The following is a 26,532-nucleotide window of genomic DNA, read 5'->3' as shown; positions in this document are numbered from 1 at the left end:
TATTAAAATAACAGGAATTTTCTGTGAATTTATTAAAAGTGTAAACTGATTGACAAAATTAGAAAGTTGAAAAAAAAATTTAGTGATTTGCGAAAAACTTGTTGACGCTTGTTAAACATGGTGCTAAACTTACAACAATTAAATAACGACCACAAAACCGTAGAGGCGGAGATCAAGTCAAAAAATGCGCTTACAGAGAGTTCGGGGAGCTGGGAACCGGATAGAAATGCAGTTTGATAAATGGACCGCTGAGGGTGCAGTCAAATCGGCTTGCCGAAAGTACTCTGCAACGCAACGCCTGCGTTAAGGGCGAGGGGTGTGTTGGCACTCTGCTTTAAGTGCACGATTTATTTTCGTGAATCAAGGTGGTACCGCAGGTATATGTTTTTTCAACCTGTCCTTGTTATAACAAGGGCAGGTTTTTTATTTATTTTAACGATGAAGGAGTGAAAACAGTGCTTAATCTTACGCTGGAAGAAGTTAAAGCCTATCAAAAAGACTATACAGCAGTTCCAGTTGCGAAAGAATGTCTGGCTGACATGACAACGCCGCTGGCATTTTTAGCAGCTGTAAAAAACAGCAGCAACGATTATTTTCTGCTGGAAAGTTTGGAGGGCGGTGAGCGCTGGGGACGTTATTCTTTTGTCGGCTATGATCCAATCGTCAAACTGAGAGCTAAAGATAAAGTTGTAGAAGTTATTAACGGTGCTAAAGTAAAATTCAAGACCAAGGATCCTGTAAATTGTATTAAAGAGGTGCTGGCAGAATATAGGGTTCCTAAAATCGGAGGGATACCGCCTTTGACAGGAGGTTTTGTAGGCTATTTTGGTTATGACTTTGTTCAGTATTGTGAGCCGAGTCTGCAATTTGACCCGACAAAAGCGACAGATTTTCCTGATTTTGATTTGATGTTGTTTGATAAAATAGTAGCGTTTGATCACTTAAAACAGAAACTTTTTATTATTGTGAATGTACGCACAGATAATTTAGAGGTGAATTATGCAAAAGCTGAGCGGGAAATTACGGCCGTTGAAGCGCTTTTGTCTAGCTCGGTTGCTCAGAGGCCATTTATAGCGGCCAAACTTGGTGAAGTAAAATCTAATCAAAGTAAGGATCTATATGCAGCTAATGTGCAGAAATGCAAAAAATATATCAAGAATGGCGATGTATTTCAAATAGTTTATTCACAGAAATTTACAGCAGACTACGATCAGGATCTTTTTAATGCTTATCGTATCTTGCGGACGACGAACCCATCTCAATATATGGTGTTGATGAAAAATGATGATGTTGAAATCGCAGGAAGTTCGCCGGAAACTCTTGTGAAGGTGAATGGACACGAGATTACGACGATGCCGATTGCAGGTACAAGACCAAGAGGGGCGACAGAAGAACTGGACCAGGCATTGGAAAAAGAACTTTTGGCTGATGCCAAAGAAATAGCCGAACATAATATGCTGGTAGATTTAGGCCGAAATGACGTGGGACGCGTAAGTGAATTTGGCACTGTTAAAGTACTTGATTATCTGGAAATTAAAAAATTTTCTCATGTGATGCATATAACCAGCCGTGTTACTGGACGATTGAGAGCAGATAAAGATTGCCTGGATGCTTTGCAGTCCGTATTTCCAGCCGGAACTTTAAGCGGTGCTCCGAAGATCAGGGCCTGCCAGATTATTGATGAGCTGGAACCTCAGCGTCGAGGAATTTACGGCGGTGGTATGGGCTATATAGATTTTGGCGGTAATATGGATATTTGTATCACGATAAGGACTATGGTAAAACGTGCTGGTAAAGTTTATATACAGGCCGGCGGTGGGATTGTAGCCGATTCTGTGATTGACAATGAGTTCGCAGAAACAGTAAATAAAGCAGGGGCCTGTATGAAGGCGCTGCGAGAAACAGCAAAAGAATAATAAGGAGCAAAGTAATGGTAATTATTATTGATAATTATGACAGTTTTACATTTAATCTGTTTCAGTTTATTGGGATGCTGACTGATGAGGTTAAAGTATATCGTAACGATCAAATAACTGTGGAAGCTATAGAAGCTTTGCAGCCTTCGCATATTATTCTGTCACCAGGACCTGGTTTTCCTGAAAATGCAGGAATATGCGAAACTGTTTTAGAAAAGTTGCAGGGGAAGATGCCGATCTTAGGTGTGTGTCTGGGCCATCAGGCGATCGGTGAGGTGTTCGGCGGGAAAATTGTACATGCCCGTGAGCTGGTACATGGCAAACAGAGTATGATCAAAATAGACAAGAACAGCAGATTATTTGAAGGGTTGCCACAGACAATACCTGCCGCACGGTACCATTCTCTGATAATTGATAAGTATTCCAAGCCCGAATGCCTGGAGGTCATAGCGACTACGAACGATGGAGAGATTATGGCTGTGAAACATTGCGATTATGATATTTATGGCGTCCAGTTTCATCCAGAGTCTATTATGACACCTGACGGATTAAGTATTTTAAAGAATTTTTTAGCAATATAGTAAGGAGTGAAAATAATGATCAATGAAGCAATAAATAAATTAGCAGAAAAACAAAATCTTACTGGAGCAGAGACCATAGGTGCTTTTGGGGAAATAATGAGCGGTGAAGCTACTAATGCTCAAATTGCGGCGTTTATTACGGCTATGCGTATGAAAGGTGAAACTATTGAAGAAATAACGGCATGTGCAAAGGTTTTGCGTGAGAAATGCACACATATCGATCCGGGTAAAGATGTACTGGATATTGTAGGTACTGGAGGCGATTGTGCGAATACCTTTAATATCTCTACAACAAGTTCTTTTGTGATTGCGGCGGCAGGGGTTCCTGTAGCAAAACACGGTAATCGCAGCGTTTCCAGCAAAAGCGGAGCTGCAGATGTTTTGGAAGAACTGGGTGTGAAAATAGATCTTTCGGCTGAACGTAATAAAGAGCTGCTGCAGGAAATCGATTTATGTTTTTTGTTTGCGCAGGCGTATCATGCTTCAATGAGATTTGCCGGTCCTGTGCGTAAAGAGCTTGGAATACGCACGGTTTTCAATATTATTGGCCCCTTGGCAAATCCAGCTTTTGCCAGTCTGCAGCTTTTGGGAGTTTACAAAAAAGAGTTGGTAGAACCTTTAGCGAAAGTACTTGCTAACTTGGGTGTTAAGCGTGGCATTGTTGTTTACGGCAATGATGGGATTGATGAAGTAACTGTTTCTTCAACGAATACGATAGCAGAGATTAATGATGGTGAAATCACGACTTATACACTTGACCCACAGGCTTTTGGGTTTACCCCATGCAAAAAAAGTGATCTTATGGGCGGTGATGCAAAAATCAATGCAGGTATAACCTATGATATTTTGAGTGGTAAGGAACAAGGCGCAAAACGTGATGCAGTAGTTTTAAATTCTGGGTTGAGTTTGTATTTGGGAGGCAAAGGTTCAATTAAAGAATGTATTGAACTTGCCAGGATAACGCTTGACAATGGTAAAGCATTGCAGAAATTACAGCAGCTGATCGTTCTGAGCAATGGTTGAGGTGGATGATGATTTTAGATGAAATTGCAGCGGCTACACGGCTCAGAGTAGAGCAACTGCAAAGAATAAAAGATTTAAATAAAGTTAGATCTGACGCTGAGAGTTTACCTAAAAATAACCGTGGGTTTCGTACTCGTTTGTCGAGAGATGGGATGAATTTTATTACTGAGGTCAAGAAGGCTTCACCCTCTAAAGGTATTATTAGCAAAGAGTTTGACTATCTGCGACTGGCCAGAGATTATGAAGCTGCAGGTGCAGCGGCGATTTCGTGTTTAACAGAACCGCAGTTTTTTTTAGGTAAAGACGAGTATTTACAGGCGATCAGTACTGCAGTAAAATTACCGGTTTTACGCAAAGATTTTATAATCAGTGAATATCAGATTTATGAAGCGAAAACTATTGGTGCTGATGCTGTACTGTTGATTTGTGCATTGTTGGAAACATCTATGATCAGAGAATTTTTAGATATTGCCGCCAGTGTGGGATTGGATGTTTTAGTTGAAGCACATGATGAGTCAGAAGTGGAGTCTGCACTAAATGCTGGAGCAGAAATCATCGGCGTCAATAACCGTAATTTGAAAGATTTCAGTGTTGATTTACAGAATAGCCTGCGTTTGAGGCCGCTTGTACCACAAGATAAAATATTTATTTCTGAAAGCGGGATTAAGTGTGCAGCAGACATCAAACTGCTGCGTGCCGCTGGTGTAAATGGTGTTTTGATTGGTGAGATGCTGATGAGAAGCAATAATATTACTTTAGATTTACAGCGGCTTTCAGGTGAGATAAATGACTAAGGTTAAAATATGCGGGTTAAAACGTAAAGAAGATATCGAATTTGCCAACATACTGTTGCCGGAATATGCCGGGTTCGTTTTTGCGGCCAGTCCAAGGCAGGTTTCGGCCGAGCAAGCTGCAAAACTGCGGGCAGAACTGGATTTGAGGGTTCGAACTGTAGGTGTTTTTGTAAAAGAAGATATTAATTTTATCAAACGGCTGGCGGCAGAACGCATTATTGACATGGTGCAGCTGCACGGTGACGAAAGTCAGGAGTATTGCAGGGAGCTGCGCCGTAAAATAAATTTGCCTGTGATAAAAGTTCTGCGCGTGAGAAATACAGAGAGTTTTGAGAGTACGATTGATTATGAATGTGATTATCTGCTGCTTGATACTTATACAAAGGCTGGCTATGGCGGCAGCGGTCAGCGCTTTGACTTGAAGATTTTAAAAAATATTAAATTGCAGCGTCCGTTTTTTCTTGCTGGAGGTTTGGATGCGAAAAATGTACAAGAGGCTTTAGAAGTAAAACCATATGCTGTTGATGTGAGCGGCGGGGTGGAAACTGACGGCAGTAAAGATTTTGAAAAAATGCGTGCATTTATTGCCGCAGTGAAAGGGAGCAGAGAAAATGACTAAAGGAAGATATGGCAGGCATGGAGGACAATATATTCCGGAAACCCTGATGAATGCGGTTTTGGAATTAGAGCGTGCATATGATTATTATAAAAATGAACCGCAGTTTATGGAGGAATTACAGGCTTTATATCGCGAATATGCGAACAGGCCTTCATTATTATATTTCGCCGAGAAAATGACTCGTGATCTAGGAGGAGCCAAAATATATTTAAAACGTGAAGATTTGAATCACACCGGATCTCATAAAATCAATAATGTTTTAGGGCAGGTGCTGCTGGCTAAAAAAATGGGAAAAAAACGTGTGATTGCTGAAACTGGGGCTGGGCAGCATGGTGTAGCTACGGCTACAGCAGCAGCTTTGATGGATATGGAATGTGTTGTTTATATGGGAAAGGAAGACACAGAGCGGCAGGCATTGAATGTTTTCCGCATGGAGCTGCTGGGAGCAAAGGTAGTGCCGGTTGAAACTGGCACGATGACTTTGAAAGATGCTGTCAATGAAGCCTTGCGTTCGTGGACTGCGAATGTTAATGATACGTACTATGTTTTAGGCAGTGTGATGGGGCCGCATCCTTATCCGGAAATAGTTCGTGATTTTCAGCGTGTAATAGGAAAAGAAGTAAAAGAACAGATGCTGGCTAAAGAGGGGCGTTTACCCGATATTGTGATGGCCTGTGTCGGCGGCGGTTCTAATGCGATGGGTTTATTTTATGATTTTATTTCTGAGACGGATGTTCAGCTCATTGGCGTTGAAGCTGCAGGGCGCGGCATTGAAACGGAAGAGACTGCGGCTACGATTAATCGTGGTAGCCTGGGAATTTTTCACGGGATGAAATCGTATTTTATGCAGGATAAGTATGGTCAGATAGCACCGGTGTATTCAATTTCAGCTGGACTTGATTATCCGGGGATCGGACCTGAACATGCACATTTATATGATACCGGACGTGCCAGCTATGTAGCCATTACAGACACTGAAGCAGTACGGGCATTCAGTTATTTATCTGAAACGGAAGGAATTATCCCTGCTATCGAAAGTGCGCATGCGCTGGCTTATGCGATGAAGGTTGCGCCTGAAATGTCAAAGGAGAAAATCATTGTCGTCAATTTGTCTGGACGTGGAGATAAAGATGTAGCGGCGATTGCCAGATATATGGGGGTAGATTTACATGAGTAAAATAAGGCAGGCTTTTAAAAATAAAAAGAAATGCTTCATCCCGTTTATTACAGGAGGAGATCCCAATCTTGAAGTTAGCAAAGAACTGATATTGGCAATGGCCGCAGCAGGTGCCGATATTATTGAAATAGGCATACCTTTTTCTGATCCTGTTGCAGAAGGAGAAGTTATTCAGCGGGCCAATGTCAGAGCGTTAAATGCAGGTACTACTACGGATAAGCTTTTTGATATGCTTGCAGAAGTACGAAATGTCACTCAGGTACCGCTGGTATTTTTAACTTATGTCAATCCGATTTTTATTTACGGAACTGAGCGGTTTATGGAAAAATGCCGTCAGCTGGAAATTGATGGCGTTATCGTACCTGATTTGCCTTATGAAGAAAAAAATGAACTGCTTTCTAATTGCAGGAAATACGATGTTGATCTTATTTCACTGATAGCTCCAACGTCTGATGACCGTATTCAAATGATCGCCAGAGAGGCCATGGGGTATATTTATGTTGTTTCTTCATTGGGAGTTACAGGTATCCGCAGTAATATAACTACAGATATTGGAGCGATAGTCAAACGTATTCGTGAAGTCACCGATACTCCTGTTGCAGTAGGGTTTGGGATCGCTACGCCGGAACAGGCTGAAAAAATGGCTGGGCTAAGTGATGGAGCGATAGTTGGCAGCGCGATTGTGAAGATTGTTGAGCAATATGGAAAAGATGCCGCAGGGCCGGTAAAAAAATATGTTGAAGAGATGGTTGCTGCAGTGAGAAAAGCGTAAAGAAAAGAATCTGCCAAGAGCGAAAAGCTTGCGGCAGTTTTTTATGAAAAGAGTACAAATTTTTTATAAAGGTTGCTGCAGTAAGTGGTATTGCCGACTGACTTTTGCTATAATATTAAATTATGATATTTCTCAGATAAAATTAGTTAGGAGGCTTCAAAATTGCAGCAAAGTCAAAGTAAACAGCAGGTAGGAGGCATATTAGGATTTATAGAGCGTATCGGTAATAAAATACCGGATATTACGATTCTTTTCATCAGTGCCTTTCTTTTGGTTTGTGTAGTGTCGGCAGTTTTAGCGCAGATACATTTCAATTATGTGCATCCGGCGACCGGTAAGCCGATCGAAATAACTAATATGCTCAGCGGGAAGGCGTTAGTAGATTTAATGAGCAAAATGGTCACTAATTATGCAAATTTTCCGCCGCTCAGTATGGTTATCGTAGCAACACTTGGTATTGGTATTGCCGATGGGTCTGGTTACATTAATACGGGGTTGAAAAAGATACTTTCTATAACACCTAAAGTTCTGATCACACCGGTAGTTATTCTGGTAGGGATGCTCAGTCATTTGGGGCCCGACTCTGGTTATGTCATCATTATCCCTATAGCCGCTTATATGTTTTACGCAGTAGGCAAACATCCTTTAGCAGGTATTGCTGCTTCTTTTGCAGGTATTGCCGGCGCGTTTGCTGCCAACTATACGCCTTCGGCTATTGATCCTGTTATTCAGGGGTTTACCCAAAGTGCGGCCCAGATTATTGATCCGGGATATCAGGTAAACGTATTATGCAACTATTTTTATGCGTTTGCTTCTACGTTTATAGTTATTGGTGCTTGCTGGTGGGTAACTGAAAAGATTACTAACCCATGGCTTTGGAAGGCTTGTCCGCTTGATGACGATCTGGACTTGGGCAACGAAAATAACAGCTCGATTACGCCTTCGGAGAACAGGGCTTTTAAAATAGCTACAGCGGTATTGTTGTTGATGTTGGCCGGGCTTGCCGCCGCACTGTATCCTGCAGATTCTATCCTGCGTGCTCCTGATGGCGTTATTGCCAGCTTTAAGGCTCCGATAATGCAGTCGATAGTGTCGCTGATTTTTATTTTTGCAGCTTTGGTTGGCTTAGTATATGGCATTGCCTGCGGTAAATTCAAATCGCCTAAAGATGTTACGGCGGCAATGGAAGAGATTACTAAAACTTTAGTGCAGCTGATCGTATTTTATTTCTTTGCAGCTCAGTTCCTGTATGCGTTCGGTGCATCGAACATGGGAGCGCTGATTGCTGTATCCGGCGCAGAATTCTTAAAATCATTGGATTTACCGCCGCAGGTAACTGTTTTCGGTATTATTGTTTTTGTTGCGTTGCTTAATCTTATTATTACCTCTGCTTCAGCAAAATGGGCTATTCTGGCTCCGATATTTGTGCCGATGCTGATGGCGGTAGGAATTGCGCCTGAACTGACACAAGTTGCTTTCCGAGTCAGTGATTCTGCGGTTAATGTTGTAACACCAATGTTTGCTTTTTATCCTTTAATAATTCTGTATTGCCAGAAATATGTAAAAAATGCTGGTATTGGTACATTAAGTTCCATGATGCTGCCGTATACTATAGCATTATTGGTTTCTCTTACCTTTATGTTATACTTATTCTGGTGGCTGGATATACCACTGGGGTTCCAGGCAGATTATGTTTATCCGAGACGGTTTTAACGATCATTAAGGGGGCAGAAGAATGCAGACACGTTTATTAGAACGTTTTTTACGTTATGTAGCAGTAACAAGTCAAAGCGATGCTTCTCAGACAGTAGTTCCTTCTACAGAAGGTCAGAGAAGTTTAGCTGAATTATTAAAAAAAGATCTTGCCGAACTGGGCTTAGTTAATCTTGAGATTAGTGAATATTCTGTTCTTACAGGTAAATTGCCTGCTAATTTACCTGCTGGAAGCAGTGAACGAGTCCCGCCGGTTGGGTTTATTGCTCATTTAGACACTGTTGATGTTAATCTTTCAGCTGATATCAAACCGCAGGTGGTGCGGTCTTATAGCGGCGGTGACGTTTGCCTGAATAAAAAACAGGGTATTTATCTTCGCGAGGCAGAACATCCGGAATTATTAAAATACAAAGGTCAGGATATTGTTTTCAGTGATGGTACAAGTGTATTGGGAGCTGACAATAAGGCAGCCATAGCAAATGTAGTGGTCGCATTGGAAACTTTGATGCAAAATAAAGATCTGCAGCATGGAGATATCTATGTAGCCTTTGTACCTGATGAAGAATGTGGGTTACGCGGAGCAAAGAAAATGGATTTCAGTAAATTTCCGGTAGCTTTCGCTTATACTATTGACTGCTGTGAATTGGGCGAAGTTGTTTATGAAACTTTCAATGCCGGTAGCGCGGTAGTAAAAATAAAAGGTGTAAGTGCACATCCTATGTCGGCGAAAGGGGTAATGGTAAATCCAACTCTGGCTGCTGTTGATTTGGTAAACAGTTTTGACAGAATGCAGACACCGGAGCATACAGAAGGAACGGAAGGTTACATCTGGGCGAAGTCTATTACTTCCAATCAAAGCGAGGCCGTAGTTCAGCTGGATATACGTGATCATAATAAAAATACTTATGAGGCTAGAAAACGTTTGATAAAAACAAATGTTGAATCTTTACAGAAGCTATATCCTCGTGCAGAAATAGTATGTACGATAACAGATACTTATGGAAATATTGCAGATGCTGTCAATGATGAGAATAGAAAATGTATAGATTATATTTATACGGCGATGTCAGAGCTGGGAATAAAACCAAATACTATTGCCATGCGCGGTGGTACGGATGGTTCCTATATTTCTACGCAGGGAATTTTAACGCCAAACTATTTTACCGGAGGACATAATTTTCATTCTAACTGTGAATTTTTGCCGCTGCCGGCATTGGAAAAATCCTGCCAGATGACCTTGAAGCTGATTGAATTGATTGCTAAAGGTTAAGTTATTCAGAATGCCTTCCCTTAAAATCTTTAAGGGAAGGCATTTGAGTTTCACAAAGAAATAACCAACTGAAAGGCAGGAATATGTTATAATTTGTATGATAAAGTAATGGTATGGGAGGAAATATGAATATTGGTGCGCGTTTGGAAACGATTGGAAGATTAGTTCCACAGAACGTAAGCATAGCAGATATAGGTACAGATCATGCATATTTGCCGGCATGGCTGGCAGAGCGTGGACAGATTATCAAAGCAGTTGCTGGTGACATTACTGAGGGTCCATGTGCTGCCGCACGTAATACAGTTGCTATGTATGGTATGAATGATAAAATAGAAGTGCGGATGGGCAATGGTTTAAGTATTATTAGGCCTGGCGAAACAGATGTGATTATAATAGCTGGTATGGGTGCCGGCACAATGATAGAAATCCTTGAAGCTTCGCCGGAAACCGCACAGAAAGCCAGAAAGCTGATATTGCAGCCGATGGCCGGAGCACCTTCTTTAAGACGTTGGGTCAATGCCAGCGGCTGGCGTATTGATGATGAAGTTCTTGTTGAAGAAGGACGGCATCTTTATGAAATCATTGTTCTGGAACGTGGCGCTGAGGCTGCTTTCACCGCCTTGGAATGTGAAATAGGGCCGCGCTTGCTGGAAAAAAGGCCGCCGCTTTTCAAAAAACATTTTGCTAAAGTATGCGGTCAATATCAAAAGATGCTGCTGAATATGTGCCGCAGTGCAGAAGCAAGGCAAAGTGAAAAATATCAGGAAATATACACTTTATTGCAGGAACTGGAGGGATTAGGCGATGGAAGCTACGGTAAATGATATCATTAAAGTAATGGATGGCATAGCTCCGCCTAATTTAGCAGAACCTTGGGATAATGTTGGATTGTTGGTTGGGCGCAGTAGTAATACGGTAAAAAAACTTATGGTTGCTTTGGATGTATCACCTGAAGTAGTAGAGCAGGCCGTTGAACATAAAGTACAAATGCTTGTAACACATCATCCGGTTATTTTTGATCCAATAAAAAAGATGACCGACAGGAGCTGGCAGCATAAATTACTTCTAGATTGTGCTGAAAATAAAATTGCTGTTTATAGTGCACATACCAGCCTTGATAGTGTATTGGGCGGTGTTAATGATGTTTTGGCAGAGAAAATTGGGTTGCTGCATACTGAAGTTTTAGTTCCTGCTGCCGGTGGAGAAGCAGGTTTAGGACGGGTTGGATGTTTACATGAGCCGATGACTCTGCAGGAGTTCAGTGAAAAAATTAAAACCGTCTTAAAGTTAGACAATATAATTGCAGGTGACGCTGGACGCAGGGTAAGCAAGGTTGCTGTATGTGGTGGAGCAGGTGCTGAATTCATTGATGAGGCACTGGCTGCCGGAGCAGATACCTTTGTGACTGGAGATGTGAAATATCATACTGCACAGAACGCAGTATACAGCGGCTTGAATATAATTGATGCTACACATCAGGGAACTGAATTACCTATGATAAATACGCTTGCTGACAGAATTGCACTGCGTCTAACGTCAGGCGGATTCAATGCTCAGGTTTTGGTAGCGAAGGAAAGCAAAATTTTGCAATACCTGTAACCGGTATGCTTTAGAGGATGGTGACAAATATGATCAGTGATTTTAAGGCTGGCACTAAAGTGTGTCAAGCTGTATTGCTGCGTGTGCAGAAAATTGGTAATTCGTCTAATGGCGGTGTGTTTGCGCGCGGTTTACTGGAAGATAACAGCGGCAAAATGCCGTTTATTGTTTTTGAAGCTGGCATTGTAGATAAGATGAGGTCTATGGAAGGTCCTAAAGTAATGATGGTTGGCGGCATGGTAGATATTAATAAATTTTCTAATGATATGACGCTGCAGCTGGTTTTACAACGGATGGAAGAGATTATGCCAGAAGATGATATTACCCATTTGCTGCCTAATGGTGATTTTGATCATCAGGAATATGAAAATAAGCTGCAAAAACTTATCAAAGGAGTTATGACCCCGGGAATAAGATTGATTTTGGAAAATATTTTCAGCGGGACTTTATATGATAAATTTTTGATCAATCCGGCGGGAATGCGTTTACATCATGCTTATATCGGAGGTTTGCTTCAGCATTCTGTTGATGTTGCCGGTATTGCTCAGTCGTTGGCAGATCGTATTGGTGGCGTGGATAAGGATTTGATCGTTGCAGGAGCATTGCTGCATGATATTGGCAAGATTAGAGAAATTTCTTCGGATATAGGATTTCCATATACGATGGAAGGAAGATTGCTGGGGCATGTGTCTATGTCGGCGGTGATGGTGCAGGAGGCAGCTGGCAAGGCAAAAGTAACAGGACCTAAGCTGCAGCAGCTGTTGCATATTGTTTTATCACACCATGGTGAACAGGAAAAAGGTTCGCCGGTTGCATGTGCAACGAAAGAAAGCTTTATTGTGCATTATGCTGATGAAATTGATGCGATTATGAATCAGTTCAGTAAAAATGAAGGAAAAAATCCTTGGGAATACAATAAAATGCTGCAGCGTTTTTTATTGCATGAAGCTTGACTAAATAATCTCTATGTGTTAAATTAACAAACGATATGAGTGCGAAAGATGATCGCGGTGATGCTTAGGCGTTAACGAGGAAAGTCCGAGCTCCACAGGGCAGAATGCCGGATAACGTCCGGCGAGGGTGACCTCAGGGATAGTGCCACAGAAATGTGTACCGCCTGCTATGCAGGTAAGGGTGGAACGGTGCGGTAAGAGCGCACCAGCGGTCGGGTAACCGGCCGGCTAGGTAAACCCCATTCGGAGCAAGACCAAATAGGGGAGGGATGAAGCGGCCCGCTGAACCTTCCGGGTTGTGTCGCTGGAGCCTGCGAGTAATTACAGGCCTAGATAAATGATCATCACCGCTTTGCGGAACAGAACTCGGCTTATTGAGCACTCGTATTCTTGGATATTAAGCTGCCTGTTTCAGGCAGCTTTTCTTTTTTCTAAAAATTCACATAATCACTTCATTTTAATTTCAAAATAGTGATATAATATAAAAGTATTCTAAATTGACGGTGAGGGTAAATTAATGAAACATATTTCTTTTGTCGTGCCTGTTTTTAATGAAGAGGCCAATCTCAGGGAATTTTACCAACGGCTGACAGATATTATGTCGGCACTGCCATACGAATACGATCTTACTTTTGTTGACGATGGTTCTAAAGACAGCAGTGCTGTGATTTTGGCGGAATTGGTCCGCAATGATGAGCGCGTACAGGCTTATTTGCTTTCTCGTAATTACGGACATCAGCTGGCACTGACCTGCGGGTTGGATTATGCTGATGGTGATGCTGTTATTACAATGGATGGAGATTTGCAGCATCCGCCTGAATTAGTTCCGGACTTACTGAGGCTGTGGGAAGATGGAAATGAAATTGTCCAGACGATCCGCCTAAGTACAGAGAATGTTTCGTTTATGAAACGTTTTTCGTCAGCAGTTTACTACAAACTCATCAATATCATGTCTAAAGTGGAAATCACTCCCGGAGGCAGCGATTTCAGGCTTATGGACCAAAAAGCTGTGGAGGCTTTTCGTCTGTATCGTGAAAGAGCGCGCTTTATCAGAGGGCTTATCAATACCTTAGGATTTAAGGTCGCTAAGGTTGAATTTGTGGCTCCGCCGCGTTTTGCGGGACAATCAAAGTACAGTCTGCGTAAAATGCTGCATTTTGCATTGGATGGGATTACTTCTTTTTCAAATCTGCCATTGCGCTGGGCCTTTTACTGCGGCGTGTTCTGCGGGCTTTGCAGCCTGATGGTTTTGGGGCATGTTTTCTATGTTAAATATGTTATTGACGATGCTGTACCAGGTTGGGCGACAATGACCGCCAGTGTCTTGTTTTTGGGAGGTATTCAATTAGTAGGCATTGGTATTTTGGGAGAGTATATCGGACGTGTTTTTGAAGAAGTTAAGCAGAGACCGCTGTATCTTGTAGGACGTCATCTCGGAAAAAAGTAAGATAGTTTTACAATATTGTAAGTTTATGTTATAATTATTTACAGTTGAGAAAGGATGTGCGGTGCTTGCTGAAAAAAAAGCTGTTATGTGTAGTATTGACAATGATGTTTTGTTTTATGAACATTGCGACTGCCTTGGCGTCTTTTGAACGTGGTGACGAAGGGCAAGAAGTCATTGATATTCAAAAACGTCTGGTAGAATTACAATATAAAGTATCTAATGTTGACGGTAAATTTGGTCCTGAAACAGAAGCTGCTGTAAAGCAGTTCCAAACAGATAAAAGTTTGGAGGTAGACGGAATTATCGGCAATGATACTTATCGTGCATTGATGCAGAAAGACATGCCTCCTAATCGTTCCGGTCGCAGTGCTGCAGTGCGTAATGTCATTCGAGCAGCATACAGCGTTCTGGGAACGCCTTATGTTTTTGGCGGTACCAGTACTTATGGCTTTGATTGTTCAGGTTTTACTCAATATGCTTTTGCACGTGCAGGAATCAGCATTCCCCGTATGGCTGACAGCCAGTTATATTATGGCCGTCAGATTTCCATGAGCGAACTGCGTCCGGGAGATTTGATTTTCTTTTCTACCTATGAACCAGGTGCTTCTCATTGCGGTATTTATCTTGGCGATGGCAAATTTATCCATGCCGGCACCAGCACAGGTGTGGTTGTGGCTGATGCGTTCACAGGTTACTGGGGCGAACGTTATTACGGAGCCTGCCGCGTTTTATAAAAATATAACTTTCAGCAGACAAGTTTTCTTGTCTGCTTTTTTTATGAGAAAAACGAGACTGAAAATGTATTTATTTGTCATAAATCTGTTTAAGTTGTAATATTTTTGTGAAAGCAGTATAAAAACAGGCTTTTTAAAGAAAACTATTGTATAATAATAAGCAAGAATAGTTATGAGGTGATTAGTATGGATATTCAAAAAGTTTTAATTGCCGACGACGAAAAGCATATTCGCGAGATTCTTAAGATGTATTGCGAAAAAGAAGGCTTTGATGTTATCGAAGCAGCTGATGGTGCCGAGGCGATTTTAAAAGTACAATCTGAGAAGCCGGATATTCTTATTTTGGATATTATGATGCCAGTCATGGACGGTTTGGAGGTTTGCAAGCAAGTACGCAAAATGTCTGATCTACCTATTATTATGCTGACGGCTAAAGATGAAGATGATGATCGTATTTTAGGGTTGGAGATCGGTGCGGATGATTATATTACGAAGCCTTTTAATAGCCGTGAGGTAGTTGCCCGTATAAAAGCGGTTCTGCGACGTGCTGGAGCCCAGGAAAAACAGGAAGGTCGTTCGCGGGTAGAATATGACGGGTTGACAATTGATATGGAAGAGTATCAGGTGGTTGCTTTTGGTCAGAAAATGACCTTTACTGCTAAAGAAATGGAATTACTCTGGTGCTTGGCAACCAATCCTGGTAAGGCTTTTTCTCGAAACCAGCTGTTGGAAACCATTTGGGGTTATTCTTATTATGGTGATACACGAACTGTGGATACGCACATCAAACGTATTCGCCAAAAACTAAACATTCCAGAAAATTCTAAATGGGATATTACCACTATTTGGGGTGTTGGTTATAAATTTGAGGTGAAGAGTGAATAAGTCTTTAAGTACCCGGCTTATGTACAGCTTCATGGCTTTGATCGTAGTTATTGTAGTCGGCGTGACAGCGGGTATTTCTTACCTTATCGCCGACTATTTTTTTAAGATTAAAGAGCAGGAGCTGGCGCAAAAAGGTAATGAAATGGCTGAAACCATTGAATATTTTATGCTGCGTGATACTGATCGAACAACGCTGCACCGCTATATAGTTGCTGTAGACAGGCTGGTTGGAGCACGTATTTGGCTTTTTGACAATAAATATGATCTTTTGGCTGCTTCTTTGGTTAATACTGATGAAGATGCAGATGGTAACAAATTGATCCGCAATTATAATTCGAAAGAGGGAACCGAGCTCTTAGGAAAAGAGATAAAAGGCGGCAATTTATCTACTAAAGTACGCAGTATCTTGAAAGATGTTTACAGTGGTAAATCGGTAAAATCACAGATTTTCCATCCGTATTATAAAGAACAGGTTATGCTGGTTGGTGTGCCGTATGGTAAACAGGATGGGGCACATGGAGCTATTTTGCTGGCAGAGCCGCTGAGCGGTTTCGATAGTTTTCTGCGTGATATATATATATATACTTCGATCGTAGGTGTACTGGCGCTTATTTTAAGCTTATTTATGGTCAGGAGATTATCACGTTCTATTATCAGGCCTTTGATATCAATGAAAGACAGTGCGGCTGCTATAGCTTCCGGCGACTATACACGTAAGGTAGAAGTACATGGCGAAGATGAGGTGGCTGCTTTAGGCAGGGCTTTGAATGCACTTGGTAATGACCTCAGTGCTTTTGTTGATAAGACAGAGCGAACTGAAAAAATCCGCCGTGATTTCGTTGCTAATGTTTCGCATGAATTAAGGACTCCTATAACTATTATTCGTGGTTATAATGAGGCTATCAGCGATGGTACTATTACAGATAAAGAAATGATCCAGCGCTACCGTGCTTTGATAAATGAAGAAACTATCAGGTTAGAACGCATGATCAGGGAACTTCTCAATATAAGTCGTTTTCAGGCCAGTGATGAGCTGACGACAGGAATAGAGCCTTTACCGTTAGCAGAAATTGTGCGAAATGTCACAGAAAAGCTGATGGTTAAATCGGTTAAACGACATGTGACATTGGTTATTCATGCAGATGAAAATATCGCTGTAGTAGGTAATGGCGACCAACTTGTACAGCTTATTATGATCTTGGGTGACAATGCTCTGAAATATTCTCCGGATAATGGCACTATTTCTTTTACTGCAGTAAGGCAAGAAGATGGCAGTGTGCTGCTTTCAGTGGCAGATCAGGGACCGGGTATTCCAGAAGAGGATCTGCCGTTTATTTGGGAACGATTTTATAAAGTGGATAAATCTCATTGCCGTAATGTACCTGGAACAGGGCTTGGACTTGCGATTGCCAAGGAAATTATCCGTGTTCACGGGGCTAAAGCACAGGTGTTTAGTATCCCGGGTGTCGGTACACGATTTGAAGTTACCTTTCCGAAGGAGAAAGTCGTTTTATGTTAAAAATTTTTTGCCCGGATTTTCGTTTTGACAGTATTGCGTCGATTCCGGTTGAATGGCTGAAAAAGCAACAGGTAGAAAGAGTTATTTTAGATGTTGATAATACTTTACTGCCGCGTGATGAAGTACAGCTGGATGCAGATGTACTGAATTGGCTGGAATTACTTCGCAAAAATGAAATTGAAATAGTGTTGCTTTCTAATAATGGTGGAGAAAGACTGCGGAAAATCAGCGAAGATGCTCAGATTGAAGCAGTAAGCTGGGCAGTAAAGCCAATGCCTTGGGGGTTTAAAAGAGCTCTTAAACGTTTTGGTAGGCAGCAGGGTAAAGTGTTAGTCATTGGTGATCAGCTTTTAACTGATGTGTTGGGAGCAAAACGGATGGGGTTTACTGTGCTTTGGGTACGTTCGTTACAGGGGAAGGAATTTCCAATGACAAGAATTACAAGGCAAATAGAAAAAATGCTGGTGCGCAGGTTAGATGCACAGGGCTTATTGCCGGAGGAAAGAAAATGAAAGTTGCATTGATCCAAATGGAAATAGTAGAGAAAAACACGCCTGGGAATATTGTACATGGGCTTGACTTACTGCAGGAGGCTGCTGCTAACAGCGACATTGCCGTATTGCCTGAAATTTGGACCACAGGGTATTCTTTAGGACGAATTGAAGAAGAAGCCGAAACTATAGATGGGAGTACGATTGCTGCAGTACGAAAGATTGCCAATGATCATCACTGTGCAGTAGTTGCAGGGTCTATTCCTTTGCGTCATAAAGATGGAAAAATTTATAATAATACCGTAGTTATTGATAAACAGGGCAGTGTTGTAGCGTCTTACAGCAAAGTACATCTTTTTGGTTTATTTAATGAAGAACGTTTTTTTGCTGCTGGTGATAATTTTGATACTTATGAGTTGAACGGAGTTGTTTGTGGTTCTACTATTTGTTATGATCTGCGATTTCCTGAATTGTACAGGCATTTATCACTTCAGGGAGCAAAAATAATTTTTGTGCCTGCAGAATGGCCGTCGGCCCGGGGGGATATTTGGACTTTACTGTCACAGGCCCGCGGGGCAGAAAATCATAACTATATTGTTGCTGTTAATTGTGTCGGTAATTTTAAAGGGGCTCCTTTTTACGGACATTCGATGGTAGTAGATCCTATGGGAAAAATTATAGCTGAAGGTGGCAGTGCAGAGGAAATCATTTATTGTGACATTGATTTAGCTTATATAGACAAGGTGCGTGCAAGGCTTAATGCATTGGCTGATGTGCGTAAGGAGCTTATACGATGATAAAAAAGCTGCTTGGAACAATACTTTTATGTGCGGGACTTGTTGTACAAAGCCTGCCTGTACAGGCTGCGGTACTTGAACCCAGAGAATGTCCAAAGGATTTGAAATACCTATTGGGTATGTATTATGGGAATGGTGAGCAGTTCGTTATAAGGGAACGCAATGGCGAATTGGAACTTTTATACCGTACGACCCGTGAAGATTATAAATTTGCAAACAGCAATCAGTTTCCGCTGAAAAAGGAACGCTTTGATTCATATACTCTTCTGGAAGCGGGACCGATGAACAATACTGAAACCAGTGTGCGTTTTGAACGTGATCCTGATGGTTATGGCATTACGTGTAAAATAGGCGGCAATCGTTACAGTAGGGCCTTTTTTGGGCCAGATAGAGAAAAGCCTTTTCGTATTCCGCAGCCGTCTGATTGGCAGGGGTTAAAAAAGGCTGCATCAGAAGCGGTTATACCTTCAGCATTGACGACTGGCAAGCAGGCGGAGTTAGTCGATGTTACAAAAGCTATAACAGGTATAAAGCTTGATTTGCGTTATGCAGGAACCAATAATTGTTTCGGAATGTCTATTGTTGATGTCAAGAAGGCTTATCTTGATAGAGTAGCGGCTGGGGCCTTAGGACGAGTTCAGAAAAGACTTGCTGATTATGGTTATGGCCTTGTTATTTGGGAAGCCTACAGACCGTGGTCTGTATCCAAACTTGCCTATGACGCGTTCCCAGATGATAAAAAACAAATGCTGCCAACTCCGGAGCAGGGGTTTTCTCATAATACAGGCAGAGCTGTTGACGTAAGCCTTTATTATCTTGAAACAGGTGAACCAGTGGAAATGATCAGCGATTTTGATGAACCGTCCATCAGACAATATAGCAAGTTTACAGGGGGGACAGATTTAGAACGTTACCAGCGTGATTTGCTGCATCAGCTGATGAGCTTGGAAGGCTTTTCTGTCAGCGACATGGAATGGTGGCATTTTGAATATGAACCGGATACGGTTTACAGTCATTTAAATGTACCGCTGCAGGGATTGAACTAAAGCTTTACAGAAAATTTAGATATGCTATAATATAAAAGCTAAAAAAATTTAAGAGGTGAACCAGCATGAACGTTTACGATTGTGCAAATGAATTGGCCAAAGCTATGCGCGAAAGTCAGGAATACAAAAAATTAAAAGAAGCTAAAGCTGCTCTTGAGCAAGATCCAAAAGGCAAAGAGATGGCTGAGGAATTTTTAAAATTGAGCCAGGAAATAGAATTAGCGAAATATCAGGGACAGGAAGTTCCGGAAGAAAAAAATGAAAAATTACAAAAGCTTACTGGCATTTTAGGGTTAAATACAGTTGCTATGGAGTATCTGCATGCCTTTATGCGTTTTCAAATGATGATGGGTGATATTTCAAAATCTATCGGAGACGTAGTGAAGGAAGTTGCTGGTGAATAAAGAGTTTTTGGATTTAGCTGAACAACTGAAAAGTTCTGTTTCCTGTACTGTGCGTTTGAATGAGCTGATGAGTGGGCATACATCTTTTAAAATTGGCGGACCAGCTGATATTCTGGTTTTGCCGGAGTCCATTGAACAATTACGGGAAGTTTTGAAAGTGGTCAAGGAAACTGTTGTTCCTCTTACTTTACTTGGCAATGGATCAAATGTTTTAGTGCGCGATAAGGGCATCCGTGGTATTGTTATAAAGCTGGGGAATATGCTGCGGCATTTTTATGAAGCAGAGGACTTGTTGGTCTTTGGATCTGGTTACTCACTGGCATTAGCTTCATATAAAGCGATGGAATGCGGAAGGACCGGAATGGAATTCGCTGTAGGTATTCCTGGAAGTATTGGCGGTGCCGTGTATATGAATGCTGGCGCCTATGATGGTGAGATGCAGAATATTGTCAATTGTGTAAAGGTTATGGATTTACAGGGAAATGAACGTGTTCTTACTGCTGAAGAGCTGAACTTTGGTTATCGAAAAACCAGTTTACAGAACAGTGGACTTATTGTTACAGAAGTAACTTTAAAAATGCCTTCCGGTAATAAAGATGAAATCAAGTCTAAAATGGATGATTTCAGTCACCGGCGTATTAGTAAACAGCCGTTAGAAATGCCAAGTGCAGGTAGTATGTTTAAACGACCACCAGGATATTTTGCCGGTACTCTGATTGATCAGGCCGGGCTAAAGGGTTATACGGTAGGTGGCGCCCAGATTTCTACTAAGCATGCTGGATTTGTTGTTAATGTTGGTGGTGCTACAGCTGCTGATGTTTTACAGCTTATTAAGGACGTACAGACCAAAATAAAAGCTGGTGTTGGTGTTGAATTGCAGCCAGAAGTTTTGGTAATCGGTGAAGAATAAGAATTGCTTACTCCAAAAGCTCCGATATTTGATATCGGAGCTTTTTTACTGTCACAGAATGTTCAATTGAAAAGCATGGGAACGCTATGATATAATAACAGCATTGCAGGGAAAGAAGGATTTTAGATTAATGAATAATGAAAAAGACAATGTGTATGATTTAGTAGAAGATTTTTATGCCCATGATGAAGGCTGGAACACATTGCTCAGACAAGAATATGCCGAAGGCTTTTTACGAATGGAAGCATGGAAAGGCAAAAAAAACAGTGATTTATATCGTAGTTGGGATAATTTAACGATGCTGTGTTTATATCTTGGCAGTGCTGAAACGTTTCTGGGAGATATGAATGCGGATGATTTTATTGATTGTATAGCTTGGTGCGGCAGAAATATTTCAGAGTTTACTCCTGATTATAAGAATACACAAGATTTTTTAGAAACATGTGACGGGTTGTTTAAATATTTGAAAGGTAAAAATGCCATTTCTAATGATACGGTACCTGCTACTGCTGCTGAAATATTGCTGCAAGAAGGTAAAATGAATATAATTTTACCGGATGGAAGCTTTGATGAAGCAAATGCAGAAAGAGCGTGGAATGCGACTCCGGATATACCTGCTAAAATATTTTTAAATATTGGAGAGCGCCTGCAGGAATTGCTTGAGGTACTGCATAGGTTTTTTGAGAGAGAATATTTTCGTTTGGACCTCGATAGAGCTGCGTTTTTATATTATGGTATTTTAATGGGCTATGAAGATGAAAAAAAAGATAGTATTGAAGAAACCAGTGAATGCTTTTGGGATTATTTTTTGTTTGACTATCATTTGCTGCGTAGTGATAAAAGACCTTTGGAATTCTTTTATGAACGGACTTGCCTGCCTGAGAGTGACGATTACGACGAAGAGTTTGCCAAACGTAACCGTGATGTTTTAGAAGAATTATGCAAAGCAAGGCTGGCTATATTCAAAATTGACAGTTATACAGATGACGGTGCTTTTTATTGTACAGACTGGCTGAGTGGAGAAAAATATACGTTAAGTCTGCCGCTGGAAGAATCGGAAGATTTAAATGACGCTATTTTGCTGGGCCATATTTTTTATAATGAAAGTATGATAATGAATTATGTAAGCTGTCTTAAAATAGGCAAAGTAGCGCAGAAACGTCTGTTTAATACACTGAAGTCGTGTAAGGAATGGTATAATATTCAGGATCCTGCGGCGGATTGGGAAGCATTTATAGCCAGAAATCCGATGCTGCTTCGGCATATGGTATTTTTATATTCTGCTTTTGTAAATCTGAATAATTTTAACTATGAAACTGAGCATAAAAACTATCTTCCTACGGAAATAGATTATAAGGACAGAGTTATTCTGAGAATCAGACAGATGATGGAGCCATATCATTTTGCTGAACGCGATATTAAATTGGTCATACAGTTGTGGTCTGATTTTAAGGTTAAGTTCTGCAGAGAAGTAAGAATGCCTGATATTTGGGCTGCAGGAGCTATTTTTGATTTTATCAAGACAAATGGTGTCTACAATTATGATGATGAAAAAATTGCTGAGTTGTGCCACAATGTTCCTTTGGACGTAATGAGGCGTATGGCAAAGGAAATATGGGTAACTTTGGGGATAGAAAAACACGATCCACGTTACATCAACGAAGAAGGAATTTTGCTGATGGCGCTTTCCTAACGTGAAAAAGGAGTTTTGCTATGAAATGTAGTTTTTGCGGAAAAGAATTAGAACGTGGCACGCAGGAGTGTCCATATTGTCATTGTAGTATTGAAGCCGAAGTACAGGTTCTGCGCCCTGAAGAAAGAGATACCTTTGATGGCGTTACTATTGAGCAGGATGGTAATGCAGAAGGAGGAACCCGCGTAGAAGATATGCGCACAGAGCGTAGAACTTATGAACAAAATAACGGCGGTCCGCAGATCCGTGTTCATAGTTTTGGTTGCGGAAGCGGTATTTTGATGACGTTGTTGATTTTAGGCGGTATTTTAGCGATCTTTTTCTTTTTGCTGCCTACATTTTTGATTTTTGCTGCTATTGGAGCAGTAGTAGTATTCATTATGCGGCTTTTTATGTAAAATAATTAAAAAATGTGTTCAGAGTTGAGTCTAAAAACTAAATTTATTTGATTTATTTTAGAGAAAAGAAACTCCGCCTGTTATTTAAACAAGCGGAGTTTCTTTTTGTTATTTTCCAAGTAAAGTTTTTAATTCTTGTAGTTTTTCTGCAAATTTGTGCAGTGTTACGGTAACCGGCAAAGGGGTCGTTAAATCGACACCGGCTGTTTTTAACAGGTTCAGAGAATAGTCACTGCCGCCGGAAGCAAGGAAGTGCAGATATTTTTCTACTGCCTTAGGTTTATTTTCGAGTATTGCCGAGGCAAAGGCGGTGGCTGCACTGTAACCGGTTGCATATTTATATACATAAAATGGGGTATAGAAATGAGGGATACGTGACCATTCACTGGCTAATTCTGCGTCTACAGTAAGCGCAGGGCCATAATAACGTTTGTTGCTGCCCAACCAATAGGTTTCCAACATTTCAGCCTGCAGTGTACGGCCCTCGTTGATTTCATTATGGATGAACTTTTCAAACTCAGCAAATTGTACCTGACGGTAAACGGTAGTACGTACGGCTTCGAGAAATTGGTTGAGAAGATAGATTTTCTGTTCTGGAGAAGCTGTTTTTAAGGTATGCTCTAAAAGTAAGATTTCATTTGTGGTAGAGGCGACTTCGGCGCAGAAAATAGAATAATCACTGTTGATATATGTTTGGGACTTATTGCTGAAATAGCTATGCAGTGCATGTCCTATTTCATGAGCAAGAGTAGATATACTGTTATAGCGGGGCTGATAATTCAGCAGAACATAAGGATGTACTCCGTAGATTCCCCATGAATAAGCTCCGCTTCGTTTACCTTTGTTTTCGTAAATATCGATCCACTGTTTATCGAAACCCTCTTGTAAGGCGGCCTGATAATCATAGCCCAAAGGAGAGAGCGCTGCTGTTACTTTGACCTTTGCTTCATCAAAATCACAGGCAAAGCTGTCGGCGGCATTGCTGATTGGCTGGTAAATATCATAAGCGTGAAATTCATCCAATCCAAGTATTTCTTTTTTTAGGGCTATATACTCATGTAAAGGTTTTAAATTTTCGTGAACGGTCTCAATCAGACCGTCATATAAACTTGGCGGTATATTATCTTCAGAGAGACAGGCTTCTAAAGTATCATGATATTTATGGGCAGTTGCATAAAACGCACTGACACGGCAATTGCTGGAAAGCGTATTGGCGAGCGTATTGCGGTATTTATGGTAAGTAGTCATTAAGCCTTTGAAAGAATTACGGCGCAGTAATCTGTCATTGCTGGTCATATTGAGCAAATAATTGCCTTCGCTGACAGTTACATCCAGTCCTTCTGAATTTTTAACCAGAGGAAATTGCATATCAGCACTGACTAAGCTGCGGAAAATAGCAGCTGGGCCTGAAGTTGCCAGCTGGCTCAATGAAAGCAGTTCTTCCTGCTCTTTGGGAAGAACATGTTTGGATAATCGCAGTAAATTATTAAGATAAAATCGATAATCACTAAAATCAGAGTCAGATAATAGATCGTTTAATTTTTCCTGACTTAATGATAAAAGCTCCGGCTCAACAAAGGAAACAGCATTGCTGAAAGCGGCGGCTAAAGCTTCGGCTTCGCCCACCAGAGCCTGAAATTGCTGATTGGCATTATCAGTATCCTGCTGAAGTCTTGCATAGGCATATAATTTACTGATAATGATGGAAAGTTTTTCCTGTTCCCGCAATACCGTTTTTAAAGTCTGACAGTCATGCAGTTGGCCTTTATATTGACTAAAAGCGTCAACATCCTTTTTAAATTGCTGACTTGCTGTTTTCCAAGATTCCTGATCGGGATAAATATCATTGATGTTCCATTGAAAACGGCTGTCTATACTACTGCGCGACACTAAACTGCCATGCTCGGGTTCGTTATTTTTAGTCATAAATTAAATTCACTCCTTGCAAAATCTAAAATACTTTATTATTATAACACAGACAGCATATGAAAGGTTAGAGGCGTGATTTTATGAAAAGTATTTTAGTAGCTATTAACAGTAAATATGTTCATACAGCATTGGGACTGCGTTATGTAAACGAATTCTGCAGAAAAAACGCAATAGAAGTAACGCTTATCGAAGAGACCATACAAACTCCGCTTTTGGCGGTATTGGCAGAGATAACAAGAGCCAAGCCAGAAGTTGTGGGATTTTCTGTGCATATTTGGAATAAAACTTATGTCTACAGCTTGATAGAGTTAGTCAGAAAAGTACTGCCTGTAGCGAAAATAGTTGTTGGCGGTCCTGAGGTGGCTTTTGAGCCAGAAAGAATTTTTAACGAAAAAAGTGAAATAGATTTTATTGTACAGGGTGAAGGAGAAATTTGCTTTTCTGAATTGTTAAAAGCATTAAAAAATGCTGACGATAAGGTGCCGGCGCACATTGCTTATCGTGATAAAAATGGTGCTGTGCAAATTAATGGCGGTGTAACAGTTGTTGAAGATATGGCAGAGTTGGGGTTTCCATACCCTGATTTGGAAACTATAGTTGCTGAAAATAAAATAGTTTATTATGAATGTACACGGGGCTGTCCTTTCCAGTGTTCCTACTGTTTATCTGGTATTTCTCATTCTGTTCGCAGACGTCCGCTCGAAAAAGTACTGTTGGATTTAGAACACTTTATGGAAGCGAAAGTGCCACTGGTAAAATTTGTTGACCGTACATATAATTTGGATGAAACATATTTTCTGCCTATCATGCATTACTTATCCATGGCTGATACAGAGACGACCTTTCATTTTGAAATTAAAGCTGATTTGCTTTCAGAAAACACATTGAAATTCTTGGAAACAGTACCAGAAGGTCGTTTTCAGTTCGAAATTGGTGTTCAAAGCACAAATACAAAAACATTGGAAGCCATCGGCAGGGAAAATAACTGGAAGAAATTAGCAGATAATGTCGGACGGCTTTTGCAAAACAATAATATCCATCTGCACCTCGACTTAATTGCTGGCTTACCATATGAAGGACTAAAAGAGTTTATAAAATCATTTAACGATGTTTATGGACTGAGACCGCATATGCTGCAGTTAGGATTTTTAAAAGTGCTGCAGGGGACGGTTATGCAAAGTCAGGCTCAAGAACACGGTTTGCTGTATATGAGTGAACCGCCTTATGAGGTTGTTCAGACTAAGTATATGGGATATGAAGAATTACGCTTTCTTAAAGTTTTGGAAGATGTTTTTGAAAATACCTACAATACAGGTAAGTTTAATAACGTTTTAGCATATCTTATAAAGGCAAATAATGGAACTGCATTTGATTTTTATCGCAAGCTGACAGAATGGTGGGAAAGCAGAGGCTTGTATCCTCAGGGACATAATGCTCGCGGTGTAACAAAATTGTTGTGGGAATTTACATGTGACTGTTATCCTTCCGAAAAAACAAATGTAAAAGAAATATTAAGATTTGATGTATTTGTTTCTCAGCCTAACTGGCTTCCCAGCTGGATGGGATGGAAAACAGCTGAATTAAATGAACGTGCTATGGCCTTTTGGCGGGATAAAGACGAGGTTCGTCAATATTTGCCGGATTATATTTTTTCAACCTGGAGGCAGATACGTAAGAATTATCCTATTGAAGCGTTTGACTATAATGTGTATTCTGGAGTTGCGGAAAGAGTGGTTTTTATGGCGGATTACAGCAACGGTAAATGTATCGTTAAACCATTGATCAGTAAGTACTTACAAAATAATTAAAAAAACATAAAAAAGTTGTAAAAAAGGTGTTGACAGAAGTAACGGGGAATGCTA

At 40.8% G+C, this 26,532-nt stretch carries 25 protein-coding genes and 1 other RNA gene; 25 read left to right on the top strand and 1 reads right to left on the bottom strand.

Going from position 1 to position 26,532, the window contains the following annotated elements; genetic code table 11:
- Window positions 1-455 precede the first annotated feature (455 nt).
- The 24 genes from trpE to PFJ30894_RS09900 all read left to right on the top strand — a co-directional run bounded on the left by trpE (window position 456) and on the right by PFJ30894_RS09900 (window position 22,741).
- Window positions 456-1,916 carry an anthranilate synthase component I gene (gene trpE, locus PFJ30894_RS10015; protein ID WP_231997898.1) on the top strand — a complete coding sequence of 487 codons (1,461 nt, stop codon included), beginning with the start codon at window positions 456-458 and terminating at the stop codon, window positions 1,914-1,916.
- Window positions 1,917-1,930: 14 nt separating this feature from the next.
- Complete coding sequence (locus PFJ30894_RS10010) at window positions 1,931-2,497, top strand: anthranilate synthase component II (RefSeq protein WP_125669737.1); 567 nt, start codon at window positions 1,931-1,933, stop codon at window positions 2,495-2,497.
- Window positions 2,498-2,512: 15 nt separating this feature from the next.
- Window positions 2,513-3,520: an anthranilate phosphoribosyltransferase gene (gene trpD / locus PFJ30894_RS10005; protein ID WP_021717406.1), complete on the top strand. Its 1,008-nt coding sequence runs from the start codon at window positions 2,513-2,515 to the stop codon at window positions 3,518-3,520.
- 5 nt (window positions 3,521-3,525) lie between these two features.
- Window positions 3,526-4,314, top strand: coding sequence for an indole-3-glycerol phosphate synthase TrpC (trpC, locus tag PFJ30894_RS10000; protein WP_231997896.1), 789 nt, complete (start codon window positions 3,526-3,528; stop codon window positions 4,312-4,314).
- On the top strand, window positions 4,307-4,933 hold the full coding sequence (locus PFJ30894_RS09995; RefSeq protein WP_125669736.1) for a phosphoribosylanthranilate isomerase: 627 nt from the start codon (window positions 4,307-4,309) through the stop codon (window positions 4,931-4,933). Before trpC ends, PFJ30894_RS09995 begins: the two co-directional genes overlap by 8 nt.
- Window positions 4,926-6,110 carry a tryptophan synthase subunit beta gene (trpB, locus tag PFJ30894_RS09990; RefSeq protein WP_113078098.1) on the top strand — a complete coding sequence of 395 codons (1,185 nt, stop codon included), beginning with the start codon at window positions 4,926-4,928 and terminating at the stop codon, window positions 6,108-6,110. The genes PFJ30894_RS09995 and trpB overlap by 8 nt, the downstream gene beginning before the upstream one ends.
- Window positions 6,103-6,882, top strand: coding sequence for a tryptophan synthase subunit alpha (trpA, locus tag PFJ30894_RS09985; protein WP_125669735.1), 780 nt, complete (start codon window positions 6,103-6,105; stop codon window positions 6,880-6,882). The genes trpB and trpA overlap by 8 nt, the downstream gene beginning before the upstream one ends.
- Window positions 6,883-7,044: 162 nt before the next feature.
- Window positions 7,045-8,595: an AbgT family transporter gene (locus tag PFJ30894_RS09980; protein ID WP_125669734.1), complete on the top strand. Its 1,551-nt coding sequence runs from the start codon at window positions 7,045-7,047 to the stop codon at window positions 8,593-8,595.
- A gap of 22 nt (window positions 8,596-8,617) precedes the next feature.
- Window positions 8,618-9,865: a peptidase T gene (pepT, locus tag PFJ30894_RS09975; RefSeq protein WP_125669733.1), complete on the top strand. Its 1,248-nt coding sequence runs from the start codon at window positions 8,618-8,620 to the stop codon at window positions 9,863-9,865.
- A gap of 125 nt (window positions 9,866-9,990) precedes the next feature.
- Window positions 9,991-10,689, top strand: a complete 699-nt coding sequence (locus PFJ30894_RS09970) for a tRNA (adenine(22)-N(1))-methyltransferase (protein WP_167457065.1) — start codon at window positions 9,991-9,993, stop codon at window positions 10,687-10,689.
- Window positions 10,670-11,464 carry a Nif3-like dinuclear metal center hexameric protein gene (locus PFJ30894_RS09965; RefSeq protein WP_046430728.1) on the top strand — a complete coding sequence of 265 codons (795 nt, stop codon included), beginning with the start codon at window positions 10,670-10,672 and terminating at the stop codon, window positions 11,462-11,464. Before PFJ30894_RS09970 ends, PFJ30894_RS09965 begins: the two co-directional genes overlap by 20 nt.
- A 29-nt stretch (window positions 11,465-11,493) precedes the next feature.
- Window positions 11,494-12,417 carry a 3'-5' exoribonuclease YhaM family protein gene (locus PFJ30894_RS09960; protein ID WP_021717398.1) on the top strand — a complete coding sequence of 308 codons (924 nt, stop codon included), beginning with the start codon at window positions 11,494-11,496 and terminating at the stop codon, window positions 12,415-12,417.
- A 36-nt stretch (window positions 12,418-12,453) separates the two neighbouring features.
- Window positions 12,454-12,806: RNase P RNA component class A (gene rnpB, locus PFJ30894_RS09955), an RNA gene on the top strand.
- 128 nt (window positions 12,807-12,934) lie between these two features.
- On the top strand, window positions 12,935-13,864 hold the full coding sequence (locus PFJ30894_RS09950) for a glycosyltransferase family 2 protein (RefSeq protein WP_021717397.1): 930 nt from the start codon (window positions 12,935-12,937) through the stop codon (window positions 13,862-13,864).
- A 56-nt stretch (window positions 13,865-13,920) separates the two neighbouring features.
- Window positions 13,921-14,598, top strand: coding sequence for a C40 family peptidase (locus tag PFJ30894_RS09945; protein WP_370820492.1), 678 nt, complete (start codon window positions 13,921-13,923; stop codon window positions 14,596-14,598).
- Window positions 14,599-14,784: 186 nt separating this feature from the next.
- Window positions 14,785-15,483, top strand: coding sequence for a response regulator transcription factor (locus PFJ30894_RS09940; protein WP_021717395.1), 699 nt, complete (start codon window positions 14,785-14,787; stop codon window positions 15,481-15,483).
- Entirely contained in the window at window positions 15,476-17,002 is a 1,527-nt protein-coding gene (locus PFJ30894_RS09935; protein WP_021717394.1) for a sensor histidine kinase, read from the top strand. The genes PFJ30894_RS09940 and PFJ30894_RS09935 overlap by 8 nt, the downstream gene beginning before the upstream one ends.
- Complete coding sequence (locus PFJ30894_RS09930; protein WP_125669731.1) at window positions 16,996-17,514, top strand: YqeG family HAD IIIA-type phosphatase; 519 nt, start codon at window positions 16,996-16,998, stop codon at window positions 17,512-17,514. Before PFJ30894_RS09935 ends, PFJ30894_RS09930 begins: the two co-directional genes overlap by 7 nt.
- Complete coding sequence (locus tag PFJ30894_RS09925) at window positions 17,511-18,290, top strand: carbon-nitrogen family hydrolase (RefSeq protein ID WP_125669730.1); 780 nt, start codon at window positions 17,511-17,513, stop codon at window positions 18,288-18,290. Before PFJ30894_RS09930 ends, PFJ30894_RS09925 begins: the two co-directional genes overlap by 4 nt.
- Window positions 18,287-19,336, top strand: coding sequence for a M15 family metallopeptidase (locus tag PFJ30894_RS09920; protein ID WP_125669729.1), 1,050 nt, complete (start codon window positions 18,287-18,289; stop codon window positions 19,334-19,336). Before PFJ30894_RS09925 ends, PFJ30894_RS09920 begins: the two co-directional genes overlap by 4 nt.
- Window positions 19,337-19,401: 65 nt before the next feature.
- Complete coding sequence (locus tag PFJ30894_RS09915; RefSeq protein ID WP_021717390.1) at window positions 19,402-19,740, top strand: YlbF family regulator; 339 nt, start codon at window positions 19,402-19,404, stop codon at window positions 19,738-19,740.
- Entirely contained in the window at window positions 19,730-20,650 is a 921-nt protein-coding gene (gene murB, locus PFJ30894_RS09910) for a UDP-N-acetylmuramate dehydrogenase (RefSeq protein ID WP_370832936.1), read from the top strand. Before PFJ30894_RS09915 ends, murB begins: the two co-directional genes overlap by 11 nt.
- 130 nt (window positions 20,651-20,780) lie before the next feature.
- Window positions 20,781-22,343, top strand: coding sequence for a hypothetical protein (locus PFJ30894_RS09905; protein ID WP_021717388.1), 1,563 nt, complete (start codon window positions 20,781-20,783; stop codon window positions 22,341-22,343).
- A 20-nt stretch (window positions 22,344-22,363) separates the two neighbouring features.
- Window positions 22,364-22,741 (top strand): NfeD family protein, encoded by a 378-nt coding sequence (locus PFJ30894_RS09900; RefSeq protein ID WP_021717387.1) that lies wholly within the window; start codon window positions 22,364-22,366, stop codon window positions 22,739-22,741.
- A 108-nt stretch (window positions 22,742-22,849) separates the two neighbouring features.
- Here the strand turns inward: PFJ30894_RS09900 and pepF are convergent, their stop codons facing one another.
- Window positions 22,850-24,667: an oligoendopeptidase F gene (gene pepF / locus PFJ30894_RS09895; protein WP_125669728.1), complete on the bottom strand. Its 1,818-nt coding sequence runs from the start codon at window positions 24,665-24,667 to the stop codon at window positions 22,850-22,852.
- Window positions 24,668-24,750: 83 nt separating this feature from the next.
- On the opposite strand from pepF, the gene PFJ30894_RS09890 reads away from it, so the two are divergent.
- Entirely contained in the window at window positions 24,751-26,478 is a 1,728-nt protein-coding gene (locus PFJ30894_RS09890) for a B12-binding domain-containing radical SAM protein (RefSeq protein ID WP_125669727.1), read from the top strand.
- The last annotated feature ends 54 nt before the right edge of the window (window positions 26,479-26,532 follow it).

It is taken from the genome of Phascolarctobacterium faecium (genome assembly GCF_003945365.1).
GTDB lineage: Bacteria > Bacillota > Negativicutes > Acidaminococcales > Acidaminococcaceae > Phascolarctobacterium > Phascolarctobacterium faecium.
This window is presented reverse-complemented; position numbering and strand designations above follow the sequence as displayed.

Coding starts and splice junctions, on each gene's coding strand:
- PFJ30894_RS09930 (WP_125669731.1), top strand. CDS start 16,996: ATGTTAAAAATTTTTTGCCCGGATTTTCGTTTTGACAGTATTGCGTCG.
- PFJ30894_RS09890 (WP_125669727.1), top strand. CDS start 24,751: ATGAAAAGTATTTTAGTAGCTATTAACAGTAAATATGTTCATACAGCA.
- trpC (WP_231997896.1), top strand. CDS start 3,526: ATGATGATTTTAGATGAAATTGCAGCGGCTACACGGCTCAGAGTAGAG.
- PFJ30894_RS09965 (WP_046430728.1), top strand. CDS start 10,670: ATGGAAGCTACGGTAAATGATATCATTAAAGTAATGGATGGCATAGCT.
- PFJ30894_RS09900 (WP_021717387.1), top strand. CDS start 22,364: ATGAAATGTAGTTTTTGCGGAAAAGAATTAGAACGTGGCACGCAGGAG.
- PFJ30894_RS09920 (WP_125669729.1), top strand. CDS start 18,287: ATGATAAAAAAGCTGCTTGGAACAATACTTTTATGTGCGGGACTTGTT.
- PFJ30894_RS09950 (WP_021717397.1), top strand. CDS start 12,935: ATGAAACATATTTCTTTTGTCGTGCCTGTTTTTAATGAAGAGGCCAAT.
- PFJ30894_RS10010 (WP_125669737.1), top strand. CDS start 1,931: ATGGTAATTATTATTGATAATTATGACAGTTTTACATTTAATCTGTTT.
- PFJ30894_RS09905 (WP_021717388.1), top strand. CDS start 20,781: ATGAATAATGAAAAAGACAATGTGTATGATTTAGTAGAAGATTTTTAT.
- trpB (WP_113078098.1), top strand. CDS start 4,926: ATGACTAAAGGAAGATATGGCAGGCATGGAGGACAATATATTCCGGAA.
- PFJ30894_RS09960 (WP_021717398.1), top strand. CDS start 11,494: ATGATCAGTGATTTTAAGGCTGGCACTAAAGTGTGTCAAGCTGTATTG.
- PFJ30894_RS09970 (WP_167457065.1), top strand. CDS start 9,991: ATGAATATTGGTGCGCGTTTGGAAACGATTGGAAGATTAGTTCCACAG.
- PFJ30894_RS09925 (WP_125669730.1), top strand. CDS start 17,511: ATGAAAGTTGCATTGATCCAAATGGAAATAGTAGAGAAAAACACGCCT.
- PFJ30894_RS09940 (WP_021717395.1), top strand. CDS start 14,785: ATGGATATTCAAAAAGTTTTAATTGCCGACGACGAAAAGCATATTCGC.
- pepF (WP_125669728.1), bottom strand. CDS start 24,667: ATGACTAAAAATAACGAACCCGAGCATGGCAGTTTAGTGTCGCGCAGT.
- trpA (WP_125669735.1), top strand. CDS start 6,103: ATGAGTAAAATAAGGCAGGCTTTTAAAAATAAAAAGAAATGCTTCATC.
- trpD (WP_021717406.1), top strand. CDS start 2,513: ATGATCAATGAAGCAATAAATAAATTAGCAGAAAAACAAAATCTTACT.
- PFJ30894_RS09915 (WP_021717390.1), top strand. CDS start 19,402: ATGAACGTTTACGATTGTGCAAATGAATTGGCCAAAGCTATGCGCGAA.
- PFJ30894_RS09995 (WP_125669736.1), top strand. CDS start 4,307: ATGACTAAGGTTAAAATATGCGGGTTAAAACGTAAAGAAGATATCGAA.
- pepT (WP_125669733.1), top strand. CDS start 8,618: ATGCAGACACGTTTATTAGAACGTTTTTTACGTTATGTAGCAGTAACA.